Annotated in this window: 6 protein-coding genes; 5 read left to right on the forward strand and 1 reads right to left on the reverse strand. The window is 65.7% G+C overall.

Features of this window, described 5'->3' with window-relative positions; all coding sequences use genetic code 11:
• The 4 genes from VFW45_06875 (at position 1) to VFW45_06890 (ending at position 6,711) form a co-directional block, all read left to right on the forward strand.
• Positions 1–2,691: a hypothetical protein gene (locus VFW45_06875; GenBank protein ID HEU5180496.1), complete on the forward strand. Its 2,691-nt coding sequence runs from the start codon at positions 1–3 to the stop codon at positions 2,689–2,691.
• 556 nt (positions 2,692–3,247) lie between these two features.
• Entirely contained in the window at positions 3,248–4,738 is a 1,491-nt protein-coding gene (locus VFW45_06880) for an aldehyde dehydrogenase family protein (GenBank protein HEU5180497.1), read from the forward strand.
• Positions 4,739–4,774: 36 nt separating this feature from the next.
• Positions 4,775–5,890 carry an alanine dehydrogenase gene (ald, locus tag VFW45_06885; protein ID HEU5180498.1) on the forward strand — a complete coding sequence of 372 codons (1,116 nt, stop codon included), beginning with the start codon at positions 4,775–4,777 and terminating at the stop codon, positions 5,888–5,890.
• On the forward strand, positions 5,887–6,711 hold the full coding sequence (locus VFW45_06890) for a lipoate--protein ligase family protein (protein HEU5180499.1): 825 nt from the start codon (positions 5,887–5,889) through the stop codon (positions 6,709–6,711). Before ald ends, VFW45_06890 begins: the two co-directional genes overlap by 4 nt.
• On the opposite strand, the gene VFW45_06895 is transcribed toward VFW45_06890, so the two are convergent.
• Positions 6,698–9,253 carry a PBP1A family penicillin-binding protein gene (locus VFW45_06895; protein HEU5180500.1) on the reverse strand — a complete coding sequence of 852 codons (2,556 nt, stop codon included), beginning with the start codon at positions 9,251–9,253 and terminating at the stop codon, positions 6,698–6,700. The genes VFW45_06890 and VFW45_06895 overlap by 14 nt on opposite strands.
• A 202-nt stretch (positions 9,254–9,455) precedes the next feature.
• Between VFW45_06895 and VFW45_06900 the strand changes: the two genes are divergently transcribed.
• Positions 9,456–10,801 (forward strand): DEAD/DEAH box helicase family protein (locus VFW45_06900; GenBank protein ID HEU5180501.1); only part of this gene is annotated, 1,346 nt, incomplete at its 3' end.

Raw genomic sequence — 10,801 nt, forward strand, 5'->3', positions numbered from 1 at the left:
TTGGCGCTGAACCGCGCAAAGGTCCTGGAGACCGCCGACAAGCTGGTGCGTCAGGGGAAGCTGGAAGACGCCATCAAGCACTACCTGGTCCTCTCCGACGACAACCCGCGCGACGTTAACACCATCAACCGGATCGGCGATCTCTACGTCCGCCTGCGCCGCAACAAGGAAGGCATCAAGCAGTTCATGCGGATCGCCGACTTCTACGCCGGCGACGGTTTTCACCTGAAGGCCATCGCCATGTACAAGAAGATCACGAAGCTGGAGCCGGCGCACCTCGAGGCCAACGAGCGCCTGGCCGACATGTACGCCAAACAGGGGATGACGAGCGAGGCGCGCACGCAGCTCGTGGCGCTGGCGGAGCAATGCCTCAAGTCGAGCCTGCGTGAAAAGGCCCTGGACCTTTACGGCAAAGTGCTGGCCATCGAGCCCGCCAACGTGAAGGTGCGGCTGCTCGTGGCCGAAATCCATGCGAAGGAAGGGGACGTGGCCGAGGCCTGCGAGGGCTATCTCGCGGTAGTGGCGGAGCTGAAAAAGCGCGCCATGTCGGAGGAAGCGCTCAAGGTGCTGCAGAAGGCCTCGCGCCTGCAGCCGTCGCACCCCGAAGTCCTCGGCCAGATGGCCGAGCTGCTGCAGGCGGCCGGCAAGCATCCAGGAGAGGCGCTGAGCGCCCTGGAATCTCTGCACAAGGGGGAGCCGGGGAACCAGCGCTACCTGCAGCTCCTCGGAGAGGCCTACCTGGGGGCGGGAAAGCCGGACGCGTTCCAGAAGCTGCTTGCGACGGCCTCCGCGGGTGAGGCGCGCGTCTCTCTCATGGAAACCGAGGCGCGCTTCCTGGCGTCCCGCCAGGAGACGGGCAAGGCCTCCGACAGGCTGCTGGCGGCGGCCCAGGAGGCCCAGGCCCTCGGACCGCAGCGCAGCGCGGCGCTGCTGGAGTCGGGGCTCGGGTTTTCGCCGGACAACGCCGGCATCCTGGAGAAGATCCTGGCGGTCTGGACCGAAGCCTCGGCGCGCGAAGGAATGGTCTCGGCCCTCGAGCGTCTGGCGGAGCTGCATGCCGGCCATGGCGCATGGGACAAGGTGGCCGAGCTTCTGGACCGGCTGCAGGACCTGGCGCCGGAGAGCGCCGTGGCCGGCGCGCTGCGCCCCAAGGTGGAGGAGCACCGGCCGCGCCAGGGCGACGCGGGGGAAGCCTCCGCAGAGGAAGCGCTCGTTCCGTCGCTCGACGAGCTGGAGAAAGTCGTGGAGCTCGAGGCGGACGAAGAGCCGCTCGATTTGTCGCTGGAGGCTCGGGACTCCCTGATCGGCGACCCGGTGCCGATCGATGACGAGATCGACATGGAGGGGATCGAGGAGCAGGACGCCGCCTACTCGGGCAAGAGCGTCATCCAGGAGATGCGCAGCGACGTCGCCAAGCCCGAGGTCGACGAGGAATTCCTGAGCGAGCATTTCACGGAGGCGGAGGTTTTCCTCAAGTACGGACTCGTCGCCAAGGCGCGCGAGCAGCTGCAGACGATCCTCGACCGCTATCCGGACCATGTCCCTTCGCTGGGAAAAATGAAGGAAGTCCTGGTGGAGGAAAGCCGGAAGCCGGAAGCGGCGGTCATCTGCATGAAGGTCGCCGGCATCCTGCGCGGCAAGGGAGACGAGGAAAAGGCATCCGAGTGGGAAGAGCAGGCGAGAGACCTCGATCCCGGCGTATCGGCCTCCGCGCCTTCTCCCACGCCGCTGCGCTCCGCCGCGCAGCCCGCTGAGAAACGCGGGGTTCCTGCCGCGGCGGCCGCGTCGGACGAAGAATCCCTGGACATCGATCTCGACGCTCCCGAAGAAGAGATGGCCATCGACCTGGTGGATGACAACGACGCGACGGCAACCGACGAGGCCGCGCTGAGCGATCGGATCAGCCAGCTCGAGTTCTCCATGCGCCAGGGCCTCAAGGAGGAGGCCGAAGCGATCCTCAAGGATCTGGAATCGATGGCGCCCGAGCACCCCGAGGTCGAGCGCCTCAAGACAACGATGCAGAAGCCGAAAGCAAGCGAAGGATCGCCGCTGCCGGTCACCGGAGGCGATCTCGATATGGACGTGGAGCTCGCTTTCAAGGGGGGCGGGCGAGATCCATCTCCAGGCGCCCAGGCAGGCGCGGAGATCCGGCCCGATGACGGTTTCTTCGATCTCGCGGCGGAGCTGAACGCGCACGCCGTCGACAGCACGCCCGGGACTTCCGGAGATCCCCTGTCCCATCTATCCCCCAAGGAAGAGGTGGGAATCGACGAGATCTTCAAGGCCTTCCGCAAGAAAGTGGATCAGCAGGTCGAGGAGGAAGATTACGAGACCCGCTACAACCTGGGGATCGCCTACAAGGAGATGGGGCTTCTCGACGAGGCCATCGGGGAGTTCCAGTATGCATCCCGCGATCCCAAGCTTTTCCTGGAATGCTGCAGCATTCTGGGAATCTGCTTCCGGGAGAAAGGGATGTCGGAGCTCGCCGTGAAGTGGTACCGCAAGGCGCTGGACTCCGGCCCGCACCACGAGGAGAAGTGCCAGGGATTGCGCTACGACCTGGGGGAGCTCCACGCGGAGCGTGGCGAGTACTCCCAGGCCCTGTCGCTCTTCTCGGAAGTTTACGGCGTGAACTCCAATTACCGCGAAGTCGCCTCCAAGATCCGCGAGCTCAGGAAGCGCGTCGGCTGATTACCCTCCGCAATTTCCGCATCAATCATCCCGCTTTCGAGACCGCCTGAGGACACAGTGCGCCAAAATGGACGGAACGAGGCGCCGTCGAGGCCGGAACAGTGCGCCCTGATTTCTTTTCTAACTCTTGTTCGGTGTGCTAGTAAGGTGATGTTCCAAGAATCGAGTGGTGAAGGTGGCAAAAGGTTTGCTATATAGGCGGGCACAGTTCAGGAAGCGAAGATTAAACCCTTCCAGTACTTCCTGAGTCGGAAAAGAAGATCCGGCAGCCGATGCAGGCAATCCACGCAAAATGCCTGCCCTTACCCCCCCACCTTAAACGAGAGAGAGCAAAATCGCCCGCACCGGCTGCCGGGCGTTTTTTTTTGCCGTAACAAGAGACTAACCTCGCACTCGGGCCCTGACCACATTCCGACCCGGAAAGTTTGCAGCCGCTACCCGCCTTCCGAATCCTTGACACGCTTTCCCGCCTCTGATAGGGTTCCCTCCGCAATTCTTATAAAACAAACGAGATAATCTACGCGTCTGCCCGGCGGGCGGGAAGGCTGAGGAAACCATGGCCGAAGCGAAGACCTACCGGAATTTCATCAACGGCGAATGGGTGACTTCGGGTTCGGGGAAGCAGTTCGAAAACCGCAATCCCGCCGATACGAGCGAGATCGTCGGCTTCTTCCAGGACAGCGATGCCGCCGACGTGGAGAACGCGGTGCAGGCGGCGCGCGATGCCTTCAAGAAATGGCGCCTTACGCCCGCCCCCAAGCGCGCCGAGTACCTCTACAAGGTCGGCGAAATCCTGGTCCGGAAGAAGGATGAATACGCGCGCGAGATGACGCGCGAGATGGGAAAGGTCCTGAAAGAGGCGCGCGGCGATGTGCAGGAAGGGATCGACATCGCCTACTACACCGCGGGCGAGGGCCGGCGGATGTTCGGCAAGACGGTTCCTTCCGAGCTTCCCAACAAATACGCCATGTCGATGCGCATGCCGGTCGGGGCCTGCGCCCTCATCACGCCCTGGAACTTCCCGATGGCGATTCCCTCGTGGAAGCTTATGCCGGCGCTGGTCTGTGGCAATACCGTGGTGATCAAGCCCGCTTCCGACACGCCGATGAGCGCCTACCACCTCGTCAAGGTCTGCCAGGAGGCGGGAATCCCGCGCGGCGTGGTCAACCTGGTCACCGGCTCGGGCACGAAGGTGGGTACGCCGCTGTTGGAAAGCCCCGGGATCGACCTCGTGTCGTTCACCGGATCGACCGAGACGGGCGGCAGGGTCGGGGAGACCTCGGCGCGCCTCTTCAAGCGCTGCTCCCTCGAGATGGGGGGCAAGAATGTCATCCTGGTGATGGATGATGCCCGCCTGGATCTGGCCCTCGACGGTGTCCTCTGGGGGGCCTTTGGGACCTCAGGGCAGCGCTGCACCGCCACCAGTCGCGTCGTCGTGCACAAGAAGGTCTACGACGAGTTCGTGGAAAAGCTGGTGGAGCGCACCAAGAATCTGAGAGTCGGCGACGGGCTCGACGAGTCGGTGGAGATGGGCCCGGTGATCAACGAAGGAGCCTTGAAGAAGGTCGCCGAGTACGTGCAGATAGGGCGCGACGAGTCGGCCAAGCTCCTGTGCGGCGGGGTGCGCCTGACCAAGGGGGATCTCGGCCGCGGCAACTACTTCGCCCCCACCGTCTTCTCTGACGTGGAGCCGGGCTCACGCCTGGCGCAGGAGGAGATCTTCGGCCCCGTGCTGTCGGTCATTCCCTGCGATTCACTCGACCAGGCGGTGGAGATCGGCAACGGCGTGCGCTACGGCCTCTCGTCGGCCATCTATACACAGGACGTGAACAAGGCCTTCATCGCCATGCGCGAGATGTTCACCGGGATTTTCTACGTCAACAGCTCCACCATCGGCGCCGAAGTGCAGCTTCCCTTCGGCGGGACGAAGCAGACCGGGAACGGCCATCGCGAGGCGGCCGACACGGCCCTCGACATCTTCTCCGAGTGGAAGGCGATTTACGTCGATTTCAGCGGCAAGCTGCAGAAGGCCCAGATCGATGTCTAGAAGCGGGCGGCCATCCGCCTCCCGCGCGAGGCGCGCATGATCCTCGGCGTGCCGAGAGAGATCAAGGACAACGAATACCGCGTGAGCATGGTGCCGGCCGGCGTGAAGAGCCTGGCCGACGCCGGCCACCGCGTCCTGATCGAAGCGGGCGCGGGCAAGGGGAGCGGCGTCTCCGACGAGGAATACCGCGTCGCCGGAGGGACTCTGGTCGACTCCGCCGATCGGGTGTTCGGCGAGGCGGAGATGATCGTCAAGGTCAAGGAGCCGCAGCCTGCCGAGATTGCGCGCCTGCGACGCGGGCAGATCCTTTTCACCTACCTGCATCTGGCTCCCGATCCGCAGCAGACCAACGGGCTCCTCGAGGCCGGGGTCACCGGAATCGCCTACGAGACGATCGAGGAGCCCGACGGCTCGCTGCCGCTGCTCACCCCGATGAGCGAGGTGGCCGGCCGCATGTCGATCCAGGTGGGCACCCATTACCTGCAGCGCACGCGCGGCGGCGTCGGCATCCTGCTCGGCGGAGTGCCGGGCGTGCTCCCGGGTCAGGTGGTGATCATCGGGGGCGGCACGGTCGGGACGAATGCCGCCAAGCTGGCGCTGGGCCTCGGCGCCCGGGTCACGGTGCTGGAGCGCTCGGCGGCCCGCATGCGCTACCTCGACGACATCTTCGGCGGGCGGGTCGAGACGCTGATGAGCAATGCCTATTACCTGGCCGAGTCGGTGGCGCGGGCCGATCTGCTGGTGGGCGCGGTGCTCATCGCCGGGGCGGCCGCCCCGAAGCTGGTGCGCCGCAGCATGGTGTCGACCATGAAGAAGGGATCGGTCATCGTCGACGTGGCGGTGGACCAGGGAGGCTGCATCGAGACGACCCACGCCACGACGCACAGCCATCCGACCTTCGAGGTGGACGGCGTGGTCCACTACTGCGTCGCCAACATGCCGGGAGCCGTGCCCCGGACCTCGACCTACGCCCTCACCAACGTGACGATGCCCTACATCTATCGCATCGCCCAGGCGGGCCTGAAGGAGGCGCTGCGCCAGGATCGCGTCCTGGCCCTCGGGCTGAACACCTTCGACGGCAAGGTCGTGCATCCGGCCGTGGCCGCCTCTCAAAACCTGCCCCACGTGCCGATGGAAAAGGTCCTGGCGTGAGCCGGCCGGCCTGGCGCCTCCTGCTGGATCCTCCCCTCGACGGTTTCGAGAACATGGCGCGCGACGAAGCGATGCTGGAGTGGTGTCGCTCCTCCGGGGCCGCGTTCCCTCCCACCCTGCGCATCTACGGCTGGAGCGTGCCGACGCTGTCGCTCGGCCGCTTCCAGGACGCGCTGCGCTCCGTGGACCAGGGCTTCTGCCGCGACCACGGCATTCCCGTCGTCCGGCGTCCCACGGGCGGCGCGGCGGTGCTGCACGATCGCGAGATGACCTACAGCCTGGTGGGTCCCACGGAGGCCGATCCCTTCTGCGGATCGATTCTCGAATCGTACCGCCGCATCGCCTCGGGGATCGTGCGCGGCCTGTCGCTCCTCGGGCTGCAGCCCGATCCTCCGGCGCCGGCGCACTGCGCGCCGCCTTCCGTCTCGCCCGCGCAATGCTTCGCGCGTGCCGGAAGCTACGAGATCACTTTCGCGGGGCGCAAGGTGGTGGGTTCGGCGCAGGTGCGCCGCAAGGGCGCCTCGCTGCAGCACGGCTCCCTGCTGCTCGACGCCAACGAGCGCCTGTTCGACGACGCCACCGGGGGCCAGCGTGAGGACCGGCGCGGCTGGACGACGCTGCGGGAGCTGCTGGGCCGCCGCCCGGATCCGGAAGAGGCGGCGTTGGCGGTCGCGCGGGGGCTCGAGGAGACCTTCTCGATTCGCTGGTCGATCGGGGAGCTGACGGAAGGGGAGCAGAGGCTGGCACGGCGGTTGCGGGCCCGGAAATACCTGAACGCGCACTGGACGGTGCGCGGCAGCTCGACTCTCAGTCGTATTTGATCAGGACCACCGTCGCCTCCCGGCCGTCGACGCCGGTACGGCGCGGAGTCGCCGCGAGCAGGCCGCCCGTGACCGACCCTTCGTCGGTGGTTCCCTGCTCTTCCAGCAGGTCGCGTAGATCGCGCCGCCCGATATCGAGAGGCACCGCCAGGTCTCCTTCCGGACGGTGCAGCACAAGGCGTCGTCCTTCCTCGTCCAGCGACACGTCCCCATCCGAGGCATCCAGGATCCGTCGCAGCCCTTCGGCATCTACCCTCAGCTCGTTCTTGCGGTTGAAAGGGTAGCGCTGCAGGTAATAGGGAAGCGTGATCTTCTCGTGCTGCGCCTCGGAGCAGAAGGCGGTCGGCTCGGTGCCGCGCAGGAACGCCTCCAGGATGATCGGCTGGCAGTGCGTGTCCACCCCGGCCTTCAATCCGGTGCGCCGATCCACGGGCACGAAGCTGATGTTGGAGGGACGAGGGAACTTCTCCACCGCCTGATCCTTGAGCGCGTTCTGCAGGAAGTCGATCCAGATCGGCAGCGCCACGTGCGCCCCGGTCTCGTCGACCCCGAGGCTCTTCCTCTGATCGAAGCCCACCCAGACCCCCACCACCAGGCTCGGGGTGAACCCGACGAACCAGGCATCGGCGAGATCGTCGGTCGTGCCGGTCTTCCCGGCGATGGGGCGGTTCAGCACGCGCGCCGCGGCCCCGGTGCCCGTCTCCGTGACCCCCTGCAGCGCGTATGCCATCAGGTAGGCGATGTCGGGCTTGATCACCTCGCGCACTTCGGGATGCGTCTCCTCGCGCACCTTGCCTGAACGATCCACCACCTTGCGCAGCAGGTGCGGCTCGATCCGGATTCCCTGATTGGGAAAGACCGAGTAGGCCGAGACGAGATCCCACAGCGAGACTTCCGCCGCTCCCAGCGCCAGCGAGGGGTAGGGATTCAGGCGGCTGCTGATCCCCATGCGCTGCGCCAGGTCGATCGTCTTGCGGTAGCCCACCTGGTTGAGGAGCTTCACCGAGACGATGTTGCGGCTCTCCTCCAGCGCAGTGCGCAGGGTCATCGCGCCGTAGTACTTGCGGGTGTAGTTCTCGGGCTGGTATTCGACGTTGGTCTTGCCGTCGAGGAACACCGTCGGCTCGTCGAACAGGGTGTCGGCCAGCGTGTACTGCGAATCGAGCGCCGCCAGGTAGACGAACGGCTTGAATGCGGAGCCCGGCTGGCGGTACGACTGCATGACCCGATCGAACTGCGAGCGCGAGAAATCGTAGCCGCCCACCAGGGCCTTCACCTCGCCCGTCCCGGGGTCCATCGCCATCAGCGAGCCTTCGACGATCGGCTCCTGGTCCAGCGCGAGCCGGACGTGCTTGGCGTTGCGATCGACGTCCTTGACCTCGAACAGCGTGACGTCGCCGGCGTGCAGGATGGCGGAGACCGAGGAGGCACGCGTCCACTGGATCTCCGGCATTCCGACGGCGCCCTGGAACTCCCCGATGCGCACCGTGGCGGTCTTCTTATCGGAGCGCATCACCAGGCCGTGCACGAGGTCGCCCTTCTCCGGCGGGTGCTCCCACTCCGGGTTCTTGTACGACTCGAGGGTTGCCGTCGCGTCGCGCAGGATATTGCTGGTGATAGGCCTGAATCCCTGGCGCTTGTCGACCGCCCTCAGCCCGCGGCTCATGGCATCGTTGGCGGCGCGCTGCATCGCGGGATCGAGAGTCGTGTAGACCTCCAGCCCCTCCTGGTAGAGCGTGACCTCTCCGTAGATCCGGTCGAGGTAGCGACGCACCTCCTCCACGAAGAAAGGCGCCAGATTGGATTCCTCTCGCGGCCGGATCTTGTGAAACGGCTCCGCCGTCGCCACCTTCGCCTCGGCTTCCTTCACGTACCCCTCCTCGACCATGCGCCGGAGAACATGGTTCCTCCGCCGGATGGCGAGGTCGGGATTGCGCAGCGGCGTGTAGGCCTCGGGGCGCTGCACCAGGCCCGCCAGCAGCGCCGATTCCGCCAGCGTCATCTCACGGGCCGGCTTGCCGAAGTAGAACTGCGAGGCGGTCTCAACGCCATAGCGCCCGTGGCCGAGATAGATCTGGTTGCAGTAGAAGACCAGGATTTCTTTCTTCGTGTAGGTTTTCTCGATCTGCATCGCCAGGATCGCTTCCTGGGCCTTGCGGCGCAGCGTCTTGTCGGGTCGGAGAAAAAGGAGCTTGGCGAGCTGCTGGGTCAGGGTGCTTCCCCCCTCCTTGAAACGCGCATGCACCAGGTCACGCCACAGCGCCCGTGTGATCCCCAGCGGATCGACCCCGAAATGGTGGTAGAAGCGGGAATCCTCGGTCGCCACGATGGCCTGCAGGAACTGCGGCGGGATCTGCTCGAAATCGACCAAGATCCGCTTCTCCCCCCCGTACTGGTAGGTGGGGGTCCCATCTCCGGCATAAAGGACGCTGACGACGGGGGGTTTCCAATCCTCCAGCCGGGTGACCTCCGGGATGTCCGAAGTCAGCAGTCCGCCGATGATCGAGCCGGTGACGATGGCAATGCCCAGGAGCACGAGCACGATGATGAGGCGGCGGGTGCGGGGACGGCGAGGAGGCTGTTCAATTCCTTTGCTGTCAGCACTTACATCTGTTATCATCGCCGCGCAGTATAACACAGCAAGAGAGCAACACAACCCCCGCACGCGAGAGGCCATGGCGCGCAAGAAGACTTCTCCATCAGCCCAGGGTGGCTCCGATCTCCCGCCGGTGGCGACCGCCGAGATGCCCCGGCGCCCCTCCTGGCCGGGGCCCGAGGACGGCCGCTTCCACCTGGTTTCCGACTTCGAGCCCAAGGGGGACCAGCCGGAGGCGATCGCTCGGCTGGTCGAGAAGATCAACAGCGGCAGCCGCGACCAGGTCCTGATGGGGGTCACCGGCTCCGGCAAGACCTTTACCATGGCCCATCTCATCGCCGCGGTGAACCGCCCCACCCTGGTCCTGTCGCACAACAAGACCCTCGTCGCGCAGCTGCACCAGGAGTTCCGGCGCTTCTTCCCGGACAACGCCGTCGAGTATTTCGTCTCCTACTACGACTACTATCAGCCGGAGGCCTACGTCCCGCAGAGCGACACCTTCATCGAGAAGGAGGCCACCGTCAACGACGAGATCGAGCGGCTGCGCCACTCCGCCACCCGCTCCCTGTTCGAGCGGCGCGACGTGGTGATCGTGTCGTCGGTCTCGTGCATCTACGGATTGGGCTCCCCCGAGGCCTACCACGGCATGATGCTCCTGCTCGAGGAAGGGGCGGCGCTGGACCGGGACGTGATGCTGCGCAAGCTGGTCGAGATCCAGTACGACCGCAAGCCGCTGGACCTGGAGCGTGGCGCCTTCCGCGTGCGCGGCGACGTGGTGGAGATCTTCCCGGCCTACGAGGAGTTCGCCATCCGCGCAGAGTTCTTCGGTGATTCGTTGGAATCGCTCAGCGCCATCGATCCGATTCGCGGATCGGTGCTGCGCAAGCTGGGTCGCATTCCGGTCTATCCCAACTCCCACTACGTGACGCCGCGCGAGCGGCTGGTGGATGCCGTCGAGGCAATCAAGGCGGAGCTGGCGGCCCGGCTGGCGGCGCTGGAATCGGCCGGCAAGCTGCTGGAAGCGCAGCGCCTGCACCAGCGGACGATGTTCGACCTGGAGATGATCCAGGAGATCGGCTACTGCCATGGGATCGAGAACTATTCGCGCCACCTCACCGGTCGCAGCCCCGGCGAGCCGCCGCCGACGCTGCTCGACTACCTGCCCGCCGACGCCCTGATGATCCTGGACGAGAGCCACGTCACGGTGCCGCAAATCAAGGGGATGTTCCGCGGCGACCGATCGCGCAAGCAGACCCTCGTGGACTACGGCTTCCGGCTTCCCTCGGCGGTGGACAACCGGCCGCTCACCTTCGAGGAATTCCAGGCCCGAACCACGCAGCTTCTCTACGTCTCGGCGACCCCCGGCCCCTACGAGCTGGAGCGCAGCGGCGGCGAGGTGGTGGAGCAGCTCCTGCGCCCGACCGGCCTCATGGATCCCGAGATCCTGGTGCGGCCGATCGGCAACCAGGTGGATGATCTTCTGGCCGAGATCCG

It is taken from the genome of Candidatus Polarisedimenticolia bacterium, assembly GCA_035764505.1.
GTDB lineage: Bacteria > Acidobacteriota > Polarisedimenticolia > Gp22-AA2 > AA152 > AA152.

What these genes read in the sequence shown, in the direction of transcription:
- VFW45_06880 (HEU5180497.1), top strand. Translation starts at nt 3,248, where the DNA reads ATGGCCGAAGCGAAGACCTACCGGAATTTCATCAACGGCGAATGGGTG.
- ald (HEU5180498.1), top strand. Translation starts at nt 4,775, where the DNA reads ATGATCCTCGGCGTGCCGAGAGAGATCAAGGACAACGAATACCGCGTG.